This window comes from Dietzia sp. Alg238-R159 (genome assembly GCF_900537145.1).
GTDB lineage: Bacteria > Actinomycetota > Actinomycetes > Mycobacteriales > Mycobacteriaceae > Dietzia > Dietzia kunjamensis.
In genome coordinates this window covers 1-21,086 of sequence record NZ_UNRI01000015.1, presented here as the reverse complement: position 1 = coordinate 21,086, position 21,086 = coordinate 1, and the positions used below count along the sequence as shown (strand labels likewise).

Genomic DNA, 21,086 nt, shown 5'->3' with positions numbered 1-21,086 from the left:
GCCATGCCGTTCCGGTCGCCGCGGAATCGGACCGAGCGGGTGGCGGCCGCCGCGGCGGCGGCGTCCTGCGCGGCAGCCGGGTCGTGTCGCTCCACGGCGTCATCGATCGCCGAGTCCACTGCGTTGCGGGTCGGCCGGTCGCCACCGTCGAGATCGTCCGTGAAGCGCGCGACCACCTCGTCCTCCACGGCCGACACGATCGCGTCCGGCACCTCCGCCAGGCGACATGCGATATCGACCGCCAACTGCTCGGGCAGCAGCCCGCGGTCGACCGTGGATCGCAGACGGGGCAGCCGCCGGTGGATCTGCGTCCCGGCCGTCACCAACCGCGCGGCGTGCCAGCACGTGAGCTGGCACGCCGCCACGAGGTGATCGCGGGCCCGGGCCTCCGGATCCAGCCGGGCGTACGCGGGTCGGCGTGAACCGGCGCCGGCCTCGTCGGCCTGCTCCGCCTGTGCCTGGGCGGACCGGGCGAACTGTTCGACCAGGACATGCGCCGCCTCCAGCCGTGTGGCCCCGGCGCGGTTCTGCGCCAGCGTCGCGGCACGAGCCGCCTCGCTGACGGCCTCCATGTCGACCATGCCGAGGGACTCGGGTACGGCAAACAGTGCACTCGTCGTCGTCACCATTCCACCCCCTCCGCCACCGACATCGAACTTATATTCGATACTACCCGCGCGGAACGACTAGCACAAGGGTTCGATCACTCACCCCAACCTGGAACCCACCCACTGCGCCAGGGAAACACTGTCGCCTGCACCCGATCGACCAGACCGGCGGCCATCAGCGCCCGGTTCATCGACAAGCTGCCGTGCGAGCGCAACGACACGTCGGATTGCTGCTTCAAGCGAGTGACCACCTCGACGGCGTCTCCGCTGACGATGGCCGCGTCCGGCCAGTCGAGGGGACCATCCAGCGTCGTTGACACCACCGTGGTCAGCAGCGTGGTCATCTGGGTGACCCAGGGGTCGAACACGCCGGAGTAGTCAGTAGCCGCCCCAATCACCGTTGTCGTTGTACGACCCGAAGCCGTCTCCCATGGGAGGCGTCCGGAGGTCAGCCGGGTTGGAGTGTCCGGAAATCGCCTCGGTCGAAGCTGATGTGGAACCTCCTCGAGTCGATCCGCCAGCCCTCCGGCGTCCGGGTCCACAGGTCCGAGTACTCGCCGAAGCACTCGTAGGACAGATCGGACTGGTCCCCGGCACCGAGGTGGAGGACACGCGCGTACGTGAGGCTTCGTGCCCGGTCCTCGTCTCCGTGGAAGGCGAGCTGGACCCGATGGTTGCCCAACAGGTGCTGGGACGGTCCGCAGCCCCCGAGGTGCTCCCTGACCCTCTCGATGATCGCCTGCCGACCGGTCGCGCCGTACCCGGTGGCGGACTCGGTGAACAGCTCGCCCAGCCCGTCCCAGTCACGTGAGTCCAACGCTGCGGCCACGTCGGCCAGACGCTCGATGATCAGGTCCCTGTCACTCGTCATCTCCCCTTGGTAGCAGGGATCGCCGGGGGATCTCAGCTGTCGTCGCTAATCTGGCCGCCATGACCGACGTCGAGATCGCGCTGTCCACCGGCCGCGTGAAGGGCACCGATCTGGGGGACGTGCTCCGCTTCTACGGGATCCCCTACGCCGAGGACCCCGTCGGCGACCTCCGGTTCGCCGCCCCGGTCCGCCGCGAACCGTGGCCCGGCGTCCGGGACGCGACCAGGCCCGCCGCCACCGCGCAACGACTGCGCTTCGATCCCGATCCGGCGATCCCCGAGCCGATCGTCGCCGGCACGGACATCCTGCACGTCGACGTGTGGGCTCCCGCCCAGGGCACGGGCCACCCGGTGCTGGTGTGGATCCACGGCGGCGGGTGGGAGTCCGGGTCGTCGCACCAGCCCTGGTTCGACGGGACCGCCTTCGCGCGCGCCGGGATCGTCGTGGTCTCGGTGGGCTACCGCCTGGGCGTCGAGGGGTTCACCGCGTTCCCCGACGCCCCGGACAACCGCGGGGTGCGGGATTGGATCATGGCCCTGGAGTGGGTCCGCGACGAGATCGCGGCGTTCGGCGGTGACCCCGGGCGGGTCACGGTGTCGGGTCAGTCGGCGGGCGGCGGGGCGGTGCTCTGCCTGCTCGCCTCGCCGTTGGCGGCCGGCCTGTTCCACCGGGGGATCGCCTCGTCGCCCGCGGTGCTGCGATCGCCCGCCGCTCAGGCCCCCAAGGGCACGGCCGCCGCGGAACTGGCCGCCGGCGGCCGGGGCGCCGTCGACGAGTTCCACCGGCGCCTGCGCAAGGACAATCCCTTCCTCATGCCGTTCCGGCCGACGGTCGGCGACGACACCGTCCCGGTCCCGCCCCTGGAGGGCATCGGGAGCGGTCCCGGGCTCGACCTGCCACTGCTCATCGGCTCCACGGCCATGGAGTTCGAGGGGGTCGTCCGGGCCCTGCCCGGGGCCGCGTTGGTGCCGGGTGCCGCGATGATCCTGCGGTCCCAGGAGCTGCCCACCACCGGACTGCGCGCGCTGGCCAGACAATCGGCGGGCAAGTCGCTGCGACGGGCGGTGGGGGCGGTGGTCGACGCCGCGACCATCCACTCGACCGTCGTGCGTGCGGCCGAGACCCGGGTGGCCGCCGGCGCGCCCACCTGGGTGTACGACTTCCGCTGGTCCGAGGGTCGCGGCGCCGTGCACTGCGCGGACCTGCCGTTCTTCTGGTCGGTTCCGGAAGCCGCGAACGTGCGGGCCTACCTCGGAGCGGATGCGCCGCCGGGGCTCGTCGACGCGATGCACCGGTCGTGGGTCGACTTCGTCCGCTCCGGGGACCCGGGGTCCCCGCCCTATGCGCCCCCCGGGAGGCGCGTGCAGGTGTGGGATGACCCTCCCGCTGTCGTCGAGGACGGACTGGCCGACGTCCGCGCGGTCTGGTGGCCCGCCGGAGGCTCCTGACGCCTTGCTACGATTGCGCCGCGCGTGCCGGTGACGTTCCCGGCGCGTGCGGGGGGCTATAGCTCAGTTGGTTAGAGCCGCGGACTCATAATCCGCTGGTCGCGGGTTCGAGCCCCGCTGGCCCCACCACTGCTCGACCCGCCACTATTCTGCGACGCCACCTCGGACGTGAGTCGGCCAGTCAGCCCGGTCAGGCGGGTCCGGAGCGCCCGACTAGGATCGATCTCCATGGTCGCCTCCCTGCTCGTCGCCGGTACGACCTCCGATTCCGGAAAAAGCGTCGTGACCACCGCACTGTGCCGGGCGTTCGCTCGCCGCGGCATCAACGTGGCCCCGTTCAAGGCCCAGAACATGTCCAACAACTCGATGGTGGTCGCCGCCCCTCGCCGCACAGGTCCGCACAGCACAGGCCCGGACGGCACCGCCGAGATCGGGCGCGCGCAATGGATCCAGGCCCTCGCAGCGGGCGTGGCCCCGGAGCCCGCGATGAACCCGGTGCTCCTCAAGCCCGGCGGGGACCGGCGCAGCCACGTGGTGGTGATGGGACAGCCGGCCGGGTCGGTGTCCTCCCGCGACTTCGTCGACGGACGGGCCCACCTGGCCGACGCCGCGTTCGCCGCCTACTCCGACCTGGCCTCCCGTCACGAGCTCATCATCTGCGAGGGGGCCGGCAGTCCCACCGAGATCAACCTGCGCTCCAGCGACTACGTCAACATGGGCCTGGCCCGGCACGCGGACATGCCCGTCGTCGTGGTGGGGGACATCGACCGCGGCGGCGTCTTCGCCGCCCTCTACGGCACGGTCGCATTGCTCGAGCCCGCCGATCAGCGGCTGGTCGCCGGGTTCGTCATCAACAAGTTCCGCGGCGACCCGACGCTGCTGGCCCCCGGGCTGCGGCAGATCGAGGACCTCACCGGCCGGCCGGTCCACGGGGTGCTGCCCTGGAATCCCGACCTCTGGCTGGACTCGGAGGACGCCCTCGCGGTGGGTCCCCGCGCCGCCGACGCCACCGCGACCCTGCGCGTGGCCGTGATCCGTCTGCCGCGGATCAGCAACTTCACCGACGTCGACGCCCTCGGCCTGGAAGCGGACGTGGAGCTGGAGTACGTCACGGAGCCCCGCGACCTCGCGGGGGCGGACCTAGTCGTCGTCCCCGGGACCCGCGCCACCCTCGACGACCTCGCCTGGCTCCGCGCCCGGCGCCTCGACCGGGCGCTCACCTCCCACGTCGAGCGCGGCGGCGCGGTGCTGGGGATCTGCGGCGGCTTCCAGATGCTCGGCGGGGAGATCTCCGACCCGGACGGCATCGAGGGCGAGCCCGGTGCGCGGGTGACCGGCCTCGGACTGCTTCCCGCCACCACTCGCTTCGGCGCCGAGAAGGTCCTGCGACTGCCGACCGGACGCGCGCTGGGTCAGGACGTGGGCGGGTATGAGATCCACCACGGCAGGGTGAGCGTCGGCGGCGGGGCCGAGCGGGTCGACGACGACGAGGAGTTCCCCGGCGGAGCCCGGCGGGGCCGCGTGTTCGGCACCATGTGGCACGGAACCCTCGAATCGGACGGCTTCCGGTCGGCGCTGCTGGCCGAGGTCGTCGGCGGCTCCGGCGGCGTGGGGGAGGGCTCCGGCGGCGCGGGTCGTGTGCGTCCGGCCTCCGGGGTGAGTTTCGCGCGGGCCCGCGAGGCGCGGCTCGACCTGCTCGCCGACCTCGCCGAGGAGCACCTCGACCTGGACGCGCTGCTCGAGCTGGCCCGCTCGGGCGCTCCGGAACTGCCGCTGCTGCCGCCGGGGGCGGACCGATGAGCGTGCTGATCCTGGGCGGCACCGCCGAGGCCCGCGACCTCGCCGTCCTGCTGCAGGAGCGCGGCCTGCGGTTCTCCTCGTCTCTGGCGGGCCGGGTCGCGCGGCCGCGGTTGCCGGTGGGGGAGGTGCGCGTCGGCGGGTTCGGCGGCATCGACGGGCTCCGGCGGCACCTCACGGAGGCCGGCGTGACCGCGGTCGTGGACGCCACCCACCCCTTCGCCGCCGGCATCTCGGCCAATGCCGCCGCCGCCTGCGCCGCCGCGGAGGTGCCGCTGCTGCGGCTCGAGCGGCCGGGCTGGGCCGCCGCCGCGGGGGCCGATCGCTGGCACTGGGTGGACGACCACGACGAGGCCGCCGCTACTGCGTCCCGCGTGGGCCGGCGGCCGTTCCTCACCATCGGCCGGCAGTCGCTGGACAGGTTCGTCGGCCCGCTCGCCGAGCACCACGCGCTCGTCAGGGTGGTGGACCCGCCGGAGGTGGAGCTGCCCGCGTCGTGGCGACTGCTGCTGAACCGCGGCCCCTACTCGGTGGCGGGTGAGCGTGAGCTCTTCGCCGACCACGGCGTGGACGTGCTGGTCACCAAGGACTCGGGCGGCGGTCACACGTGGTCGAAGATGGCGGTGGCCGACGAGCTCGACGTGCCGGTCGTGGTGGTGCGACGGCCCGGACCCGCACCGGGCGTGCCCGTGGTGGACAGTGCAGCAGCCGCCGCGGAGTGGGCCGGCGCCGCTGACTGACCAGGCCGGCGCCCCGAGGACCGCGGTTAGAGCAACTTGATGTGGATCTCCCGGATCCGGTCGTCGTCCACCGTGTAGCGGCCGCGCAAAGTCAACGTCATGGTCTGCCCCTCGTCCAGCGACATCCCCATGAAGTCCTTCACGTCGGCGCGTGCGGTGAGCGTGTTGATCACCGTGACTATGGCCGTGTCGCCGTCGACCTCGATCTCCTCGGGGGTCATGCGGTCGACAAACGTACTGGTCATCGCGCGGTAGGTGTCGAGGTAGGCGGAGATCCCGTGCTGGGTGCCGGCGGCGGAGTGCAGGACGACGTCCTCGTGCAACACCGCGGCCAGGTGGTGGGGGTCCTCGCTGTTGTAGGCCTCGTAGTAGGCGGTGATGACGTCGCGCACGGTCATGAGGTCTCCTCGGTGGTCGTTCCGACCCGGGCGGTCAGCGAACCGGATGCCGGGTCTACGCCTATTCGGCCAGAACGCGCCCGCGACCGCAAGGGGCCCGGTTAGCCGAGTCGGGCGGGCCGACGCGCGGTGGCGAAGCGCCGCGCGTGCGCTGCGAACCGGGCCGCCATCGCCGGATGCCCCGCCCAGTGCGTGTGTAGGTAGGACGCGTGGACCGACCCGCTGACGAACCCCTCTGGTCCGGCGCTGCTGGTCCAGGCGGGAGCCGCGCCCGGTTCGTCCGCGCGCGAGCCCGCCGCGCCGGCGGGCGGGTTCACGGCCGTGCGGTGGAACTCGTGGCCGGTGACCTCGGTGCCGGCGGTCGCCAGGACACTGTCGGCACCTGCGGTCGAGCGGCGATAGGCCAGGGTGAGCCGCGGGGCCATGGCCGCGTCGGCGTCAACAGCACCGACCATGGGGACACCGTCGAGGGTGCGACAGAGATAGAGCAGGCCCGCGCACTCGGCGACCGTTGGCGTCCCGGCCATCGTCGCCGCCCGCAGTGCGCGAAGCATCTGCTCGTTGGCGGCGAGGTCCGCGGCGTGGACCTCGGGGAACCCGCCACCGAGGTAGATTCCCGCGGCGGTGTCGGGCAGTGCCTCGTCGGCCAGCGGGTCGAACGGCACCACCGAGCAGCCGGCCGCCTCGAGCAACTCGACCGTCTCGGCGTAGCGGAAGGTGAAGGCCCGGCCACCGGCCACGGCGATGAGGGGGCGTGCCTCGTCGTCGTCGACCCCAGGCGCCCGGCCATCACCCGGGGCGTCACGACAGGCGCCCCCGTGATCAGCGCCGACGCCCCCCAACGCCGCGCGCGCCGACCACGCCCCGCCCGCCAGCGGCGGCGCCTCACGCGCGATCCGCATGACGGCCTCCAGGTCGATCGACGCGGCCACCTTCCCGGCCAGGTGGTCGAGCGACCGCGCGGCCTCCGGGCGTTCGGCGGCGGGGACCAGGCCGAGGTGTCGGGAGGGGGCGGTGACGTCGTCGTCGCGCTGGAGGACACCCAGCACCGGGATGCCGAGGGGCGCCAGCGCGCGTCGGACCTCGTCGGAGTGGCGGACCGAGCCGGCCTTGTTGAGCACCACCCCGGCGATCCGCACAGCCGGGTCGAAGGAGGCCATCCCCAGCACCACCGCGGCGATGCTGCGCGAGGCATGGGAGATGTCCACGACCAGCACGACGGGGGTTCCGGTGAGCGCGGCGACGTGGGCCGTGGAGGCGAACCCGTCGCCGCCGATGTGGCCGTCGTACAGGCCCATCACGCCCTCGATCACCGCGACGTCGGCGGGGCGCCCCGCGCCGATCCCGGCCCCGCCCGCGCCGGCACCGTGCAGCAGCAGCGGCACGATCCGCTCCTCGCCCACCAGGTGCGGGTCGAGGTTGCGGCCCGGCCGCCCGGTGGCCAGAGCGTGGTAGCCGGGGTCGATGTAGTCGGGGCCCACCTTGTGCCCCGAGACCTCCAGCCCGGTGCGGCGCAGCGCGGCCATGAGGCCGGTCGCGACGGTGGTCTTGCCGTGCCCCGACGCCGGCGCGGCCACCACGATCCGCGGCAGCGCGGTCACCATTCGATGCCCCGCTGACCCTTCTGCCCGGCGTCCATCGGGTGTTTGACCTTGGTCATCTCGGTGACCAGGTCGGCGACCTCGAGCAGCCGGGGGTCGGCGTCGCGGCCGGTGATCACCACGTGTTGCCGGCCGGGGCGGCTGGCGAGGGTGGCGACCACGTCGTCGACGTCCACCCAGCCCCACTTCATGGGATAGGTGAACTCGTCGAGCAGGTAGAGGTCGTGCCGCTCGTCGGCCAGGCGGCGTTTGATCTCGGCCCAACCTTCGGCGGCGTCGGCGGCGTGGTCGTCCTCGGTGCCGTCCTTGCGCGACCACGACCACCCCGAGCCCATCTTGTGCCACTCCACCGGCCCTCCCTCGCCGGTCTCGGCGTGCAGGCGGGCGAGCCGTTCCATGACGGTCTGCTCGCCGATGCGCCACTTGGCGGACTTGACGAACTGGAACACCCCGATGTCCCAGCCCTGGTTCCACGCGCGCATGGCCAGCCCGAACGCGGCGGTGGATTTCCCCTTGCCGGGCCCGGTGTGGACCATGATCAGCGGCCGGTTGCGGCGTTGGCGGGTGCTGAGCCCGTCGTCGGGCACGATCTCCGGCTGTCCCTTGGGCATCAGGCCACCTCGTTCCGGGGGTCGACGCCCCGGGGGCGCGCGGTGCGGGCGCGGGCTGTGTGAACGCCGACCGTGTCGGTGAGTCCCTCGGCGGTGACCTCGCCCAGCGGCACGTGGTCGGCGCCCAGGTGCCCGGCGAGCTCGGAGGCCAGGCCCAGGCGGAAGCGGCCGGTCTCGCAGTCCACCACCACCGAGGCCACGCCGAGGGAGGCCAGCCCGGTCGCCGCGGTGCGGGACCTGGCGAGGGCGTCCGGGCCGTGGGTGGCGCGGCCGTCGGTGACGACGACGAGGAGGGCCCGCCGCCGCGGATCGCGGACGCCCTCGATGCGCAGGACCTCAGCAGCGGTGATCAGTCCCTCCGCCAGTGGGGTCCGGCCGCCCGCCGGGAGTTCCGCGAGGCGGGTGGCCGCGATGTCGACCGACGACGTGGGCGGCAGGGCCACGTGGGCCGCGGCCCCGCGGAAGGTCACCAGTCCCACCTTGTCGCGGCGTCGGTAGGCGTCCAGCAGTAGGGAGAGGATCGCGGTCTTGACCTGCTCCATCCGGGTGCGGGCGGCCATGGAGCCGGAGGCGTCCACGCAGAACAGCACGAGGTTGGACTCGCGGCCCTCGCGGACGGACGAGCGCAGGTCCTCGGCGGCCAGCCGGAGTCGGCCACCGTTTGGGCCGGCTCCGCGACCGCGGGCGGATTGCTGCGGCGCGGCGGACCGGATCGTGGCGGGCAGGTGCAGGTCGGAGCCGGTGAACGCGCGCGCGCCGATGCGGCGGCCGCTGGTGGTGAGGGCCCTCGACCGGCGGCCGGCAGCGCCCTGGCCGGTACCGGCGACGGCGAGCAGGCGGGTGCGGTACGGCGCGGCGGCCGCGGTGACCGTGCCTGGCTCGGGCGGGGTGGGCCCGGGTGCGTCGGGCCCGGCAGCGTCGCCGGTGGAGTCATCCCCGGCCTGATCGCCGGGCTGCTCGTCGGCTCGGCCGTCGGCGTCGTCGTTCGATCGGCCGCCCGCCTGGTCCGGGCCCGCGGTGCCGGAGTCGTCGCCAGCGCCGGGGCTGTCCTCGGTCTGCTCGGTCTGCTCGGGCGAGTGCTCGTGCCCGGCGTGCTCGGCCGAGGCCCGCGCCGGGGTCGACTCGGCGTCCGGGGTGTCTGCCGACGCGGACTCGTCTGCGGACTCCGACTGTTCGGCGTCGTCGGCCGGCGCGGTCTCGTCCCGGGGGTCGGGATCGGGCTCGTCGTCGTCGCCCAGGAGCCGTTCCAACAGGTCCTCGTCGAGGCCCGGCGCATCGAACGGGGCACGACGGCGGCGGTGGGGCAGTGCCATGCGCGCGGCGACGCGGATGTCCTCGCGGGTGATCCGGGTCCGGCCCTGCCATGCGGCATGGGCGGCGGCGGTGCGGGCGGTGACGATGTCGGCGCGCATGCCGTCCACGTCGAAGCCCGCACACACCCGGGCGATGGTCGACAGCGCCCAGGGGGTCAGCGTCACCCGGTCGAGCACGCGCCGCGCGGCGGCGATCCGCTCGCGCACTGCGGCCTCGTCGGCGGCGTGGGCGGCGACGAACCCCGCCGGGTCGGCCTCGAACGCGATCCGGCGGCGCACCACCTCGGCGCGCAGTTCCGGGTCCCGGGGCGCGGCCACCTCCACGGTGAGGCCGAAGCGGTCCAGCAGCTGCGGCCGGAGCTCGCCCTCCTCGGGGTTCATGGTGCCGATCAGCACGAAGCGCGCGGCGTGCTCCACCGAGATGCCGTCGCGCTCCACGGTCACCCGGCCCATCGCGGCGGCGTCGAGCAGCAGGTCCACCACGTGGTCGTGGAGCAGGTTGACCTCGTCCACGTAGAGCAGTCCGCGGTGCGCGCGGGCGAGCAGGCCAGGTTGGAACACGGTCACACCGTCGGCGAGCGCACTCTCCAGGTGTAGTGATCCGGTGATGCGGTCCTCGGACACCCCGATCGGCAGCTCGACCAGGCGGACCGGCCGCTGCTCGGTGGGCGCGTCGTGGGGGATACGCCCGTCCGGGGTCTCGGAACCGCGGTCGTCAGGTGCGGAGGAGAACCGGTCGCCGGTGACGACCTCGACCTCCGGCAGGATCCCGGTGAGGGCGCGGACCATCGTGGACTTGGCCGTGCCCTTCTCGCCGCGGATCAGCACGCCGCCGACCGCCGGGGACACCGCGGTCAGGGTCAGGGCCAGCGACATGTCGTCGGAACCGACGACAGCGCTGAAGGGGTAGTGCAGTGGCATGGGGGCTCCCGCTCTCGTCTGCCAGGCTGGTCAGCGCGAGGCCGGTCTCCGGACTTCCCGGCTCATCTCGGACGTGCGCGCGGGGCGCGATCGTCTGAGAGGCCGGGTTACCGTAGCGGGCCCTGTGCCGGATTCTCACCGGCTTCCCTGATTCTCCCCTCCGCTCCGCCTGTGGCGGGTCGTGGGGCACCTCGTGCTGTGGGGTCTGTTCGGTTGTGTGGTGCTTCAGGCTAGCCCAACGGCCTGTCCCGGGGCGCCTCAGGTGTCGCGGTAGGGTTCCGCGTCATGAATGCACGGGTGGTGGTCGTCGGCATCGGCGGCGACGGGTGGGCGGGGCTCGACGAGGCCCGCCGTCGCGCCGTCCTGGGCGCCGAGGTGGTGCTCGGCGGTGAGCGTCATGTGGCGATGATTCCGGGCGACGTGACGGCCGAACGGGTGCCGTGGCCGCGGCCGCTGCGGGACGGGTTGCCGGAGCTGCTCGAGCGGTTCCGCGGGCGGTCGATCGTGGCCCTGGCCTCGGGTGATCCGCTGGTTGCCGGGATCGGCACCACCCTGATCGATGTAGTCGGCGTGGACGCGGTGGAGGTGCTCCCGGCGGTGTCCTCGGTCGCGCTGGCCCGCGCCAGGATGCGGTGGCCGGCCGAGTCCGTGGTGGTGCTGCGTGACCACCGCGCGCTGCCCCGGGAGCTGGCGCCGGGGCGGCGGGTGCTGGTGCTCTCAGCCGACCGGGACACGCCGGGAGAGGTCGCCGCGGTACTTGACGGCGCCGGCTTCGGGAGAAGCTCGCTGACGGTTCTGTCCGATCTCGGGGGCCCGGCCGAAGCGCGTTTCAGATGCCCGGCACGCGACTGGGCTGCCGACCGCGAGGCCCCCGCCCTGCACGTGTTGGCCATCGAGTGCGTGGCCGACCCCTCCGCCCGCCCACTCGGGTTGGCGCCGGGATTGCCCGACGACGCCTTCGAGAACGACGGCCAGCTCACCCGCCGCGACCTGCGCGCCTCGGCCCTGTCCCGACTCGCGCCTGCGGCGGGCGAGCTCCTCTGGGACGTGGGCGCCGGCGCCGGGTCGGTGGGCATCGAGTGGATGCGCGCCCACCCGTCGTGTCGGGCTGTCGCTGTGGAGGCCGATCCCGGGCGGGCCGCGCGGATCGAGCGCAACGCGGCCGCCCTCGGGGTGCCCGCGCTGAAGATCGTCCACGGCCGGGCGCCCCAGGCTCTGGACGGTCTGCCGCGGCCGGACGCGGTGTTCATCGGCGGGGGCGGCACGGCCCCTGGCCTGCTTCGACAGTGTTGGGACGCGCTGGCGCCGGGCGGCCGGCTGGTCGCGCACGCGGTGACGCTGGAGACCGAGCGCGCACTGATCGACGCCCGCGCCGAATTCGGCGGGGAGCTCACCCGGCTGCAGGTCGAGCAGACAGATTCGATCGGCAGGTTCACCGGCTGGGCGCCGACGCGGGCCGTGGTGCAATGGGCCGCCGTGAGGCCTCGCTCGCACGCGACTGGTGTCCAGGAGACAGGGGAAACTTCGTGACCGTTCACTTCGTGGGAGCCGGGCCCGGCGCCGCGGACCTGCTCACCCTGCGGGCGGCCGCGGCGCTGGCCGCGGCCGACGTCTGCCTCTACGCGGGGACCTACCTCGATGATGGTGTTCTCACGCACTGTCGGCCGGGCACCCGGTTGGTGGACACCCAGCACCTGGACCTGGACGGGATCATCGCGGAGATCGTCGCCGCCCATGCCAAGGGACTCGAGGTGGTCCGGCTGTGTTCCGGCGACCCGTCGCTGTACTCGGCTCTCGCCGAGCAAACTCGCCGCCTCGACGCGGCCAGCGTGCCGTGGGACGTGGTTCCTGGTGTTCCGGCCTATGCCGCCGCAGCCGCCGAGTTGGGGGTGGAGCTCACAGTTCCCGAGGTGGTGCAGTCGGTGGTGCTCACCCGTGTCCAGGCTCGGTCGACGGCGATGCCGTCGACTGAGTCGTTGGAGAATTTCGCCTCCACCGGCGCGACGCTCGTGTTGCACCTGGCGATCACCCGGATTCGCGAGCTCGCGGAGCGTTTGGTTCCCACGCACGGTGACGACTGCCCGGTGGCGGTGGTCGCCAACGCGAGCCGCCCGCACCGCGTGGAGCTGCGCGGCACTCTCGCTGACATCGCGGACGCGGTCGAGGCTGCCGGACTGAGGCAGGCTGCTGTGATCCTGGTCGGCCGCGCGCTGGTCAGGCCGGGCGAGGCTGAGTCGTGGCTGTACGCGTCGAGCCCGGAGCGGGAGGCGAAGCGGCGGAGTGCCGCCGATCAATTCGGAGGGGCTTGAACTCGGACGGCGCCAGAGTTGTGACTACAGTTCCACATAATCCAACATTATCGGCACCTCTGTAGATGACCAACGAACTTGCCCGCGGGGCCTTCTGATTCGAACACCCTTCGGCGCGGCCGACGAGGTTGGGGATCTTGCAGATGGCACTGTTGCGGGTGAGGAAGCTTCCTACAGCGTGGTGCCGCTTGCGGCAGAAGGAGTCGAAGTGTCGCTGGGAGACTTGGCAGCTCTGTTTGATCACTTTGTAGCCGAATGCCGGACAACGCTGGGGGTTGCTGGAGCGTCTTTCGAGCTAAGCGTCACCGGGAAGCTGGACAACTTCCTCACGAAAGCGTTCTCCGGTGAGAGCGTGCACACTCTTCACCTTTCGCAGCAAACAAGCACAGGCTTTGGCGTTCCTGACTTCCGAGTTGATGCGCCCGAGGGGCTACTCGGCTGGGTTGAGTTTAAGGCCGTAGTTGGCAAGGACCTTCGGTCCTTGAAGGGCCACGACAAGAGGCAGCGAGAGTTGTTCGTGGCCGGCCTGCACAACATCATTCTGACGAACGGGTGGCAGTGGGAGCTCTATCAGGACTCCAGGAAGATAAAGACCGTTACGTTCGATTCGCAGCTGTTTACCGCCGACACAATCCCCATGATCGACCCGGGCAGGATCGACGAGCTGCAAACTCTCCTTTCCTTGTTTCTAACCTTTAAACTGGGATTCTACGAGACGACCGACACGGCTGTTAGTGCGCTGGCCTCAAGAGCCAAGGCGTTGAAGCTCGCGCTCATCGAGGTGGGGCCGTCAGGTGCGGGCACACATTTGAACCAGCTTCGCGCAGATTTCCAGGCGCTTCTTTACCGAAACGGTCAGCCGTTCACCTGGGAAAAGTTCGTTGATTCCTATGTTCAGATTGCAGCGTTCGGCGCATTGCTCTGGCGACTCGAATCTGGTGCAACGATCAGCTTGCAGCATCAGGTCGGACTGAAAGTCGGACTTCATCCGCTGCTATCCCAGTGTCTTGCGATCTTGTGGTCTCCGCAATCTCGCATACCGACCCTTGAGTCCCTTCTTGAAGAACTATGTCGAACGGTCAACCTTATCCCCTTGGACCTTTTCGAGATCGGCGGACAATCGAGTCGCCGAAGGAAGTATCTTCCTGATCCGATAGTTCATGCGTACGAGCCGTTTTTTCGGAAGTACGACCAAGCGGCCCGCGAGGCGAATGGTGTTTACTACACGCCTGTAGAAGTCGTGCAGCAGATCGTCTCTGGAACCGATGAGCTCCTGCGTAGTTCTCTAGGAAAACGCGCAGGCATTTTGGACGAGGCCGCCCGGTTCCTAGACCCGGCCACGGGCACCGGGACATTTTTGCTGGGGCTCGCGAACGAGGTGGCGCTCGAAGCGGAAAAGGCCGGACTTCCGACTGATCAAGTGGTCAAGGAGGTCCTGACCGAACGGACGTCAGCGTTCGAGTTGTTCCCAGGGCCCTACACCATCGCTCATCAACGGCTGGAAGCCTTGCTGTCCGCACACGGGGCCTCCCCAACGACTCGACTTCCCATCTATCTGGCCGACACTCTTGCCACGCCGGAATCAGGCGAGCTGCCGCTGTCAGGGTTCGGACCAGCGGGTGATGAGATATTGGCCGAGCGTGAACGCGCTGACTGGGTGAAGACCGGCGAGGAGATACTCGTCGTGCTCGGAAACCCGCCATGGGAAAGAGTGAAAAAGTCAGAAGGCGGGTGGGATGTCTTCGCCGATGCGCTGATGCAGCAAGTCGTCGACGCGACCCCAGCTGACAAACGCGCAGATCTAAAGTCCGCAAGAGATCTCTACGTCGCGTTCTGGGCGTGGGCCCTGTGGGTCCTTCGGAGCCCCGACGACCGACGGGAGACCGTGCAATCGCCAATCGTCGACACCACCAAGAACCACGGGATCGTAGCGTTCGTAACGAACCGGACTTGGGTGGTCGGCCCCAGCCTGGTGGGCCTTCGTACGCTGGTCCGGCGTGGGGTCAAAGAAGTCTGGGTGTGTGACCTTGGGGGAGACGCACGTGGAGGAGCCGGCGCCAAGTCTTTCGCTGGCGGGGATTCCAACGTCTTCGCCATTCAGACCGGCGCCGCGATAACCTGGCTGGTCTTTGAGCGCGATTATGTGGGCGAACCAGTCGTGAAGTATCGACGAATCACGGGAAACAAGCCCACGAAGCTCGACTTGCTAGCTAACCCTTTTGACGCTTCCTTGTTTGACGACGTTCAAGGGGACAACTACTTCCTCCCCGTGAACTGGTCTCCTGAGTTGAAGGTAGCGCCATCCCTTCCCGACCTCTTCTGGTTCGAGCCGTACACAGGGATTCAGTCAGCTCGGGACACAAAAGAGTACTCGCCTTGGGCCGTAGATCCCGACGAGGTCTACGCGGAAACACGAACACGGCCGTCTGCTTCTCCGGTGCGGTCTGGGGCCCTAGGCCGCTGGAGCCAGCTCTCTGAGGCACAGCGCCGCGCTGCTTGGGCGACTGCTGCCTCAACCAGGTCGAACAAGAAGGTCCCGCGCAAGGAGTCGCTAGATCCGCGCAAAGTTAGAAAAGCGCTCTACCGTCCGCTCGACTTCCGCCACGTTTATGACGACCCCGCCTGGATTGACTGGTACCGAGAGGACCTTCATCGCATCTATGCCGACGCAGAAATCCCGACCTTAATCTCACTCCCTAGAGATTTCGGCGCCGGACCCTTAGTCATTCACTCGGACCTCATCCCAGAGCAACACAGTTTTCGTGGCAAGGCCGGAGGCATGGCGGTGTTCCCACTGTGGCTTCCCGGAGACGGGCGTCCTGACGACGGGCGAACGGTGGTCAACGGTCGTCGATGCGGCTTCGAGGACAGCACCCTTGAGTGGGCGGAATCGGTATTCCTGGGCTCCTCCAACCTTGCTCAAGACACGTATGACTACGTGCTGGCGCTACTTTCCGCCCCGCTGTACTCGAAGCGATACTGGCCCGAGCTCGAAGCGGTCTCTCCTCGCGTCCCGCTCGTTGAGGACCAAGACATTGCTCAGGAGGCTCTCGCCCTCGGTCGGCTAGTTCGCGCCTCCTGGAGGCGCGAAGTGCCCACAACGGGTTTGAAGTGGGAGGCGGCGGGGAATGGACCACTCGGTCCCGCGGTGCTGCACGGTGGCGTTCTGCGGTTCGCGAATGGCCGAACCATCACCGGCATCCCCACCGGAGCGTTGGAATACAAGGTCAGTGGGTACAACGTGCTTTCCGAATGGCTCGCAGCTCGGGAGCACTGGGTCGTGACGATCGCCCAGGCACAGGAGACCCTTCAAACCATCGCGGCGATTGGCGGACTGGTCGAGTTGAACTCAAGCCTCGATAGCCTCTTCGAGAAGGTGGACCAGCTCAAACCTGTCGGCGACGAGTAGCCCGACTGGAGTGTTCCCGCTAAAGTGGCCACTGCAATTAAGCGGCGAGTTCGTATATGTCTCTGAATCCTAGTTCAAACTCGGCTGGTGTCAAATAGCCCAGTGTGGAATGTCGTCGCGTCCTGTTGTAGTACTCCTCGATCCAGATGAATGTGCTCTTTTTGAGTGATTTGAGAGTGGGCCATGGGCGCGTGTGAATGAGTTCCTTCTTGTAGCTCGCGAAGAATGATTCTGCGACCGCGTTGTCGAAACAAATGCCAGTTCGCCCCAATGATCGTCTGATATTGTTTTCACTGCAGTATTTGTCGAAGTCGGTGGACGTGTATTGAGTTCCGCGATCGCTGTGGAATATGACTTCTCCGGATGGTCGACGGCGAGCGATGGCCATGTCCAGTGCGTCGGTGACCAGCTCGGTGCGCATGTGGTCGGCCACGGCCCATCCGACGACCATCCTGGAGTGCAGATCGATGACCGTGGCCACGTACGCCCAGCCGTTCCAGGTCCGCACGTAGGTGATATCGCCGCACCACTTGGTGTTCGCCTCTGCCGCCGTGAAGTCGCGGCCGATGAGGTCAGGTGCGGCGACGGGGCTGTCTCCGGCGACGGTGGTGCGCTTCCACGCCTTCGGGTGGCGGCCTTCCAGGCCTGCGGCCTTCATGAGCCGCCACACCCGCTTGTGCGAGGCCCGGTGGCCGCCGGCGGCGAGCTCGGCGCGCATGCGTCGAACGCCGGGACGGCCGTTGAGGTGCTCGTAGTGGTGCTCGATCAGCGCTGTTAACTCGTCGTCTCGGAGGTCTCGAGCTGAGCGGGACGTGCCGCGCCACTTGTAGTAGCCAGAAGTCGAGACGCCGAGTTGAGCACACATGAACGTGACCGGGTAGGAGTTGGATTCAGCCCAGTCCGCGATAGCCGCGAATTTCACCGCGGGTCTTTCGCGAACCAGGTCGCTACTTTTTTTGCGAACTCCGCCTCCATCCGGGCGTGCTTCACTTCTTCGCGGAGGCGCTCGAGTTCTGCCCGCTCGTCCTCATTCAACGGGCGGTCAGAATCGCCGTTTCCCTCGTCTCGAGTCTTCTTCACCCATTTCCCCAGTGTCATCTCGTGAACGCCGATACTGCGTGCAACTTCGGCGATCGTACGGCCATCGTCGATGACCAAACTTACCGCGTTGGCCTTGTACTCGGCAGTGAAGCTCCGACGAGTCGATCCCATAATCCGCTCCCTCTATCTTGGGGGAACTCACCGCTCATCTCCGGGTGTCCACCAGAACGGGAACGGTCCAGACCGCTATCAACGGGTCGCTTCTAGCGCAGATAGAGATTCATCGAGGTGTAGTGGAGCTGGACGCTACGAGCAGGCGCCCAGTCCCGAGCTGTCCTGTTGGGGTACACGGCAGCGGGGCATCGCTCCGCTTGGGCTTCCTCCTGTATGAATCTCAACTTCGATTGGCGGGATTTCGCAGCTTCGTTTGGCGGCCTTTCCGGATTTAGAGTGCGTTGATCCGTGCCTGGAGCTGTCCGGAATGGATGAGTGTTCGCAGGATGCAGTGGCCGAGGTTCCCGAATACTAGGGCGACCGCGCAGGTGCCCGGGCTGGTCGTAGACAAGGGCTCGGATCTTGGATATCGCCAGGTCATTGACCAGGTCCCAGCCCAGCCCGAGTGCCTTGGCCACGGCGGACACGCTGGTGCGGTAGATCGCCAAGCGTTGCAGGATCCAGCGGGTGCACCGCCGGGTGGTCTTCGCTCGCCGCTCGGCCAGCAACGGCAGGCGTTGCTGAAATATGCGGGTGTCGCAGTCGGAGTTGTCGCAGATGAATCGCGGTACTCGCACATGCAGTCTGGTGGGATGCCCGACGAGCGGGAAACCAGTGACCTTGCGCTCGACGTGGTCTCGGAGGCGGCCCGCGACCCCGCAGTCGACGCAGACTGGATCGAGGGCGACAGGGGAGCAGAACAGGTGCGTCAGCTCGCCGCGACAGCGGCGTCGGTGATGGTCACCCCGAGCTCGACGGTGTGGAAGATGGCGTCGGCAAGCAGGCTGGCGGTAGCGTTCAAAGCGGGTCCTGGGGTGTTCGATGCGCGGTGTGAGAACCTGCATCTTCACGCGCCCCAGGACCCCTTCATCTGCGCTTCACCGCGTCAGCCGCGAGCCCGCTACACACTCCGGATCCGGGAGGGGCCAGGAAACGTCGCCTGTCGGGACACTCGCCCCGTACTAACCCCGCTGATTCACGGGCCGGTGTGACTGCTGCTGTCGGGTGACGGCGGGATCGATTTCGTGGGTGGGCGTGCGTGTGTACCGGCTGGCGCTGCCGGTGGGCGGGTCCCCGGGTGGTGATGTCGTGGGCAGGTGGGGTCAGGCTGGTTTGGGGATCGCGGCGATCGTGTTGAACACGGCGACGATCGCGATGGCCCAGGGCCACGTTTGGGGGATCTTCACTTTTCGCCGTCGGCCGCTACGGGTCAGCCGGGCTGCGACGTGCAGGAAGCGGTAGCGCAGGGCTTTGGGCTCGCACAAGGCGAGGGCGGCGGCGTCGCCGGTGCAGGCCAGCATCCGCGTCCACGCCACCAGATCTGCGGCGATCATCACTGCCACCAGCCAGGCCTGGTTGAGCGCGAACTCGCGTGAGGGGAGCCGGCCGAGCCCGGTGTCTTTGGCGTGGCGGATCCGGTCCTCGACCCGGGCGTGAGCCCGATGCCTCGCTTCGAGGAACTGCAGCTGCCCGGCGCTGGTGTTGGTGACAAAAGCCTGGTAGCGCCACCCGTCGATCTCCTCGAACATCGACAACTGGGCGCCGGGGTGGGGCCGTTCGCGGCGCACGATGACCCGCATCCCGTCTGGCCACTTTGCGAGCATCCGTGGGGAGAGGAACCCGGTCAGCTCCGCGATGTCGGCCCCGTCGCGAATGTCCCCGTTTGGGTTGAGCGCTGGTCCCCACGCGGCTTCGGGGCAGGTCGCTATGGCCCGGCGAATCGGGGCAGTGATGGAGAAGCCGACCGAGTACTCCACCTGTCGACCGCGGACGCGGTTCTGCTCGGTGATCCAGTCGATCAGGTCGTGGGAGGCGCCGGCACCGTCGGAGCGGATCAGCAGGTCACGCCGGCGGGTGGCGGGGATCTGCGCGATGGCTTGGCCCAGGACGTCGATGTGGTCGGCGGCGGTGTTGGACCCGGCGTTGCCCGGGCGCAGGCTCGCGGCGAGGAACTCTTCTGTGTTGTCGCACCACACGCCGATCGGGTGGTAGCCGAACGTGCGCTTGTACGTCGGCGCGGCGTTCTCCTTCTCGCTGTGGGTGACCACGATGGTGGCGTCCACATCGAGAACGATCGTCGATCCCAGGTCCCGGCCCGCGCACTTGGATGCGGGCACCCCGCCGGGCAGGTGGGACCACATGTGCCGCCGCGTGCGAGCCCGCGCCACCTGGATCTTCTTGCGCTTGCCGGCGGTGACCTCATCGAGTGTGCGCCACACTGTCGGCGCCGAGGCCACCGGGCCCAGGGCGCCAGACTGGTGGCGCAGGACGCCGATGTCGGAGATGGACTCGCCGCCATCGGCGAGCATCACCGCGACGTCGATCAACACCCGGCCGCGATCGTGGATCGGGATGAACCGGCGGCGGGCCATGGCCCCTGACAGCTCGGCGGTCAGACCGACCTGATCAGCCAGAAGGCGTGGGGCGATGGCCCCGGCATGAGAGACCACCCCGACACCATCAGCAGTAACGGACAGCCCGGCGGACCACGAAGTAAGCTTCACCTACCGAGTGCTTTGTGCTGGAGAACATGGAACCTTAGACAAGTCCCAGTTTCCCCTGTTCAGGAAGCACTTCGGTCTATTTTCGCCCAGCGATCCGCAGATCCCCGTGAATAACCGGGGCTAAGACGTCCACTATTTCGGCGCTGTCCCGCGCGGCTGAATCTGTCGCCTCGACCTATCAGGCCAACAAGAGAATTCTCGTCGTAAAATGTTCAGGCGGTGGGCACCCAACCATTTAAGAGAGCTCTCGCAACCCGGGTGCAATTCGTCATCAAAGATTAATCAAACTTCTTGTGACGATAACGAAGATAGGCCGTCCCAGCAATCATGTACACCGAAGCGATGACCATTGGCGGAATAACGGAGCCCCAGAAACCGAGATCTGTCGTGAGGTGAAATACTGCTCCTGCGATTGCGATGACCACTAGCAGGATTGGCCAACTCACGGACCAGAACTTCCGGTCGAAGTCACGGTTCTGCATCTCAGTCCAATGGCCTTCCGTCGACATCTCGGTCTGTACTTTCTGCTCAGGGAGTGCAGTTCCCTGCTGGCGGGACGGGCACCACTCCTTGCGTGGTCGGAAGAATCTGCATCTGGTAGCAGGTCCCTCCGTCAAGATTGCCTGCGGTTGCTCCAATAAGGTTCACGACGCTAATGAGGTTCCAACTCGCCACTCCGCATACCGCACCTACGAAGTAATTCAGAGGTACCGGCAGCCTGCCGGCGACGCCGCAGCCGGCCACACCTCTCGGTAGTGATCGACGTAAACACCTGAACACCTATTGGCTCCAGCCGTCAAGGAAACCCCCATGGGTAAGTCCCCTGGAGTGGTGGGGTTTGGGGGCCGGGGTTTGGGCTGGCGACGGTGTGGCGGCCCGCCAAGGGGGTGGGCCATCGCGTAGTGGTCAATGAGTTACGACCAAGTAGCTCACGGAAGGACACACCACGCGATGACCCACTCCCATTCTGGCGTACACGCCCAGTTGGATGCACTCCTGTCCGCCGATCCGCAGGCGATGTTCGCCGAACTGGTGCGGGCCGGCCTGCAGGCGCTGATCGAGGCTGAAGCCTCAGCCAAGATCGGCGCCGGCAGGTACGAGCGCAACGAGGACCGCACCACGCACCGCAACGGGTACCGAAACAAGACTGTCTCGACCCCGGCCGGCGATATCGAGGCGCGGATCCCGAAGCTGCGATCGGGGTCGTTCTTCCCCGCTCTGCTCGAGCGGCGCCGGCGCATCGACCGGGCCCTGTACGCGGTGATCATGCAGGCCTACGTACACGCYGKCTCTTATACACAT

16 protein-coding genes, 1 tRNA gene, 2 pseudogenes and 1 riboswitch are annotated in these 21,086 nt (G+C 68.6%); of the genes and pseudogenes, 8 read left to right on the top strand and 11 right to left on the bottom strand.

Annotation, left to right across the window (positions count from 1 at the left end; all coding sequences use genetic code 11):
- The 3 genes and pseudogenes from G6R20_RS17735 to G6R20_RS17725 form a co-directional block, all read right to left on the bottom strand.
- Positions 1 to 629 (bottom strand): annotated as a pseudogene (locus G6R20_RS17735) (HNH endonuclease); the annotation flags it as partial.
- A gap of 110 nt (positions 630 to 739) precedes the next feature.
- Positions 740 to 1,006, bottom strand: a pseudogene (locus G6R20_RS17730) (dihydrofolate reductase family protein); the annotation flags it as partial.
- 50 nt (positions 1,007 to 1,056) lie between these two features.
- Entirely contained in the window at positions 1,057 to 1,479 is a 423-nt protein-coding gene (locus G6R20_RS17725; protein WP_163377204.1) for a nuclear transport factor 2 family protein, read from the bottom strand.
- A 59-nt stretch (positions 1,480 to 1,538) separates the two neighbouring features.
- Here G6R20_RS17725 and G6R20_RS17720 point away from each other — a divergent pair, with 59 nt between their 5' ends.
- The 4 genes from G6R20_RS17720 to G6R20_RS17705 all read left to right on the top strand — a co-directional run bounded on the left by G6R20_RS17720 (position 1,539) and on the right by G6R20_RS17705 (position 5,464).
- The gene (locus G6R20_RS17720) at positions 1,539 to 2,927 is read left to right on the top strand and encodes a carboxylesterase family protein (protein WP_163377203.1); all 1,389 of its coding nucleotides are present in this window, start codon (positions 1,539 to 1,541) and stop codon (positions 2,925 to 2,927) included.
- A gap of 52 nt (positions 2,928 to 2,979) precedes the next feature.
- Positions 2,980 to 3,056, top strand: a tRNA-Ile gene (locus G6R20_RS17715).
- A 99-nt stretch (positions 3,057 to 3,155) separates the two neighbouring features.
- Positions 3,156 to 4,727, top strand: a complete 1,572-nt coding sequence (locus tag G6R20_RS17710) for a cobyric acid synthase (protein WP_163377202.1) — start codon at positions 3,156 to 3,158, stop codon at positions 4,725 to 4,727.
- Positions 4,724 to 5,464 (top strand): cobalt-precorrin-6A reductase, encoded by a 741-nt coding sequence (locus G6R20_RS17705; protein ID WP_163377201.1) that lies wholly within the window; start codon positions 4,724 to 4,726, stop codon positions 5,462 to 5,464. The genes G6R20_RS17710 and G6R20_RS17705 overlap by 4 nt, the downstream gene beginning before the upstream one ends.
- A gap of 26 nt (positions 5,465 to 5,490) precedes the next feature.
- Here G6R20_RS17705 and G6R20_RS17700 read toward each other — a convergent pair whose 3' ends face one another.
- The 4 genes from G6R20_RS17700 to G6R20_RS17685 all read right to left on the bottom strand — a co-directional run bounded on the left by G6R20_RS17700 (position 5,491) and on the right by G6R20_RS17685 (position 10,308).
- A complete protein-coding gene (locus G6R20_RS17700) occupies positions 5,491 to 5,862 on the bottom strand; it encodes a nuclear transport factor 2 family protein (protein WP_163377200.1) in 372 nt (123 codons plus the stop codon).
- 101 nt (positions 5,863 to 5,963) lie between these two features.
- Positions 5,964 to 7,466, bottom strand: coding sequence for a cobyrinate a,c-diamide synthase (locus tag G6R20_RS17695; RefSeq protein ID WP_163377199.1), 1,503 nt, complete (start codon positions 7,464 to 7,466; stop codon positions 5,964 to 5,966).
- Entirely contained in the window at positions 7,460 to 8,074 is a 615-nt protein-coding gene (gene cobO, locus G6R20_RS17690; RefSeq protein WP_069389480.1) for a cob(I)yrinic acid a,c-diamide adenosyltransferase, read from the bottom strand. Before cobO ends, G6R20_RS17695 begins: the two co-directional genes overlap by 7 nt.
- On the bottom strand, positions 8,074 to 10,308 hold the full coding sequence (locus G6R20_RS17685) for a magnesium chelatase subunit D family protein (RefSeq protein ID WP_163377198.1): 2,235 nt from the start codon (positions 10,306 to 10,308) through the stop codon (positions 8,074 to 8,076). The genes cobO and G6R20_RS17685 overlap by 1 nt, the downstream gene beginning before the upstream one ends.
- 21 nt (positions 10,309 to 10,329) lie before the next feature.
- A riboswitch (cobalamin riboswitch) is annotated at positions 10,330 to 10,517 on the bottom strand.
- Positions 10,518 to 10,593: 76 nt separating this feature from the next.
- Between G6R20_RS17685 and cbiE the strand changes: the two genes are divergently transcribed.
- From cbiE to G6R20_RS17670, 3 genes are all read left to right on the top strand, one after another.
- Positions 10,594 to 11,838: a precorrin-6y C5,15-methyltransferase (decarboxylating) subunit CbiE gene (cbiE, locus tag G6R20_RS17680; protein WP_163377197.1), complete on the top strand. Its 1,245-nt coding sequence runs from the start codon at positions 10,594 to 10,596 to the stop codon at positions 11,836 to 11,838.
- Positions 11,835 to 12,617: an SAM-dependent methyltransferase gene (locus G6R20_RS17675; protein ID WP_163377196.1), complete on the top strand. Its 783-nt coding sequence runs from the start codon at positions 11,835 to 11,837 to the stop codon at positions 12,615 to 12,617. Before cbiE ends, G6R20_RS17675 begins: the two co-directional genes overlap by 4 nt.
- A gap of 208 nt (positions 12,618 to 12,825) precedes the next feature.
- The gene (locus tag G6R20_RS17670) at positions 12,826 to 16,026 is read left to right on the top strand and encodes a type ISP restriction/modification enzyme (RefSeq protein ID WP_163377195.1); all 3,201 of its coding nucleotides are present in this window, start codon (positions 12,826 to 12,828) and stop codon (positions 16,024 to 16,026) included.
- A 37-nt stretch (positions 16,027 to 16,063) separates the two neighbouring features.
- Here G6R20_RS17670 and G6R20_RS17665 read toward each other — a convergent pair whose 3' ends face one another.
- The 4 genes from G6R20_RS17665 to G6R20_RS17655 all read right to left on the bottom strand — a co-directional run bounded on the left by G6R20_RS17665 (position 16,064) and on the right by G6R20_RS17655 (position 19,784).
- The gene (locus G6R20_RS17665; RefSeq protein WP_205475956.1) at positions 16,064 to 16,948 is read right to left on the bottom strand and encodes an IS3 family transposase; all 885 of its coding nucleotides are present in this window, start codon (positions 16,946 to 16,948) and stop codon (positions 16,064 to 16,066) included.
- Positions 16,945 to 17,238 (bottom strand): transposase, encoded by a 294-nt coding sequence (locus tag G6R20_RS18565; protein ID WP_205475954.1) that lies wholly within the window; start codon positions 17,236 to 17,238, stop codon positions 16,945 to 16,947. The genes G6R20_RS17665 and G6R20_RS18565 overlap by 4 nt, the downstream gene beginning before the upstream one ends.
- Positions 17,239 to 17,330: 92 nt before the next feature.
- Complete coding sequence (locus G6R20_RS19150) at positions 17,331 to 17,984, bottom strand: transposase family protein (RefSeq protein WP_346010054.1); 654 nt, start codon at positions 17,982 to 17,984, stop codon at positions 17,331 to 17,333.
- A gap of 399 nt (positions 17,985 to 18,383) precedes the next feature.
- Positions 18,384 to 19,784: an IS1380 family transposase gene (locus tag G6R20_RS17655; RefSeq protein WP_163377194.1), complete on the bottom strand. Its 1,401-nt coding sequence runs from the start codon at positions 19,782 to 19,784 to the stop codon at positions 18,384 to 18,386.
- A 951-nt stretch (positions 19,785 to 20,735) separates the two neighbouring features.
- Between G6R20_RS17655 and G6R20_RS17650 the strand changes: the two genes are divergently transcribed.
- Positions 20,736 to 21,086: transposase (locus tag G6R20_RS17650; protein ID WP_205475951.1), on the top strand; the 351-nt coding region annotated here is incomplete at its 3' end.

Excerpts from the sequence above, each read along its gene's own strand:
- G6R20_RS17725 (WP_163377204.1), bottom strand. The coding sequence starts at position 1,479 with ATGACGAGTGACAGGGACCTGATCATCGAGCGTCTGGCCGACGTGGCC.
- G6R20_RS17720 (WP_163377203.1), top strand. The coding sequence starts at position 1,539 with ATGACCGACGTCGAGATCGCGCTGTCCACCGGCCGCGTGAAGGGCACC.
- G6R20_RS17710 (WP_163377202.1), top strand. The coding sequence starts at position 3,156 with ATGGTCGCCTCCCTGCTCGTCGCCGGTACGACCTCCGATTCCGGAAAA.
- G6R20_RS17705 (WP_163377201.1), top strand. The coding sequence starts at position 4,724 with ATGAGCGTGCTGATCCTGGGCGGCACCGCCGAGGCCCGCGACCTCGCC.
- G6R20_RS17700 (WP_163377200.1), bottom strand. The coding sequence starts at position 5,862 with ATGACCGTGCGCGACGTCATCACCGCCTACTACGAGGCCTACAACAGC.
- G6R20_RS17695 (WP_163377199.1), bottom strand. The coding sequence starts at position 7,466 with ATGGTGACCGCGCTGCCGCGGATCGTGGTGGCCGCGCCGGCGTCGGGG.
- cobO (WP_069389480.1), bottom strand. The coding sequence starts at position 8,074 with ATGCCCAAGGGACAGCCGGAGATCGTGCCCGACGACGGGCTCAGCACC.
- G6R20_RS17685 (WP_163377198.1), bottom strand. The coding sequence starts at position 10,308 with ATGCCACTGCACTACCCCTTCAGCGCTGTCGTCGGTTCCGACGACATG.
- cbiE (WP_163377197.1), top strand. The coding sequence starts at position 10,594 with ATGAATGCACGGGTGGTGGTCGTCGGCATCGGCGGCGACGGGTGGGCG.
- G6R20_RS18565 (WP_205475954.1), bottom strand. The coding sequence starts at position 17,238 with ATGGGATCGACTCGTCGGAGCTTCACTGCCGAGTACAAGGCCAACGCG.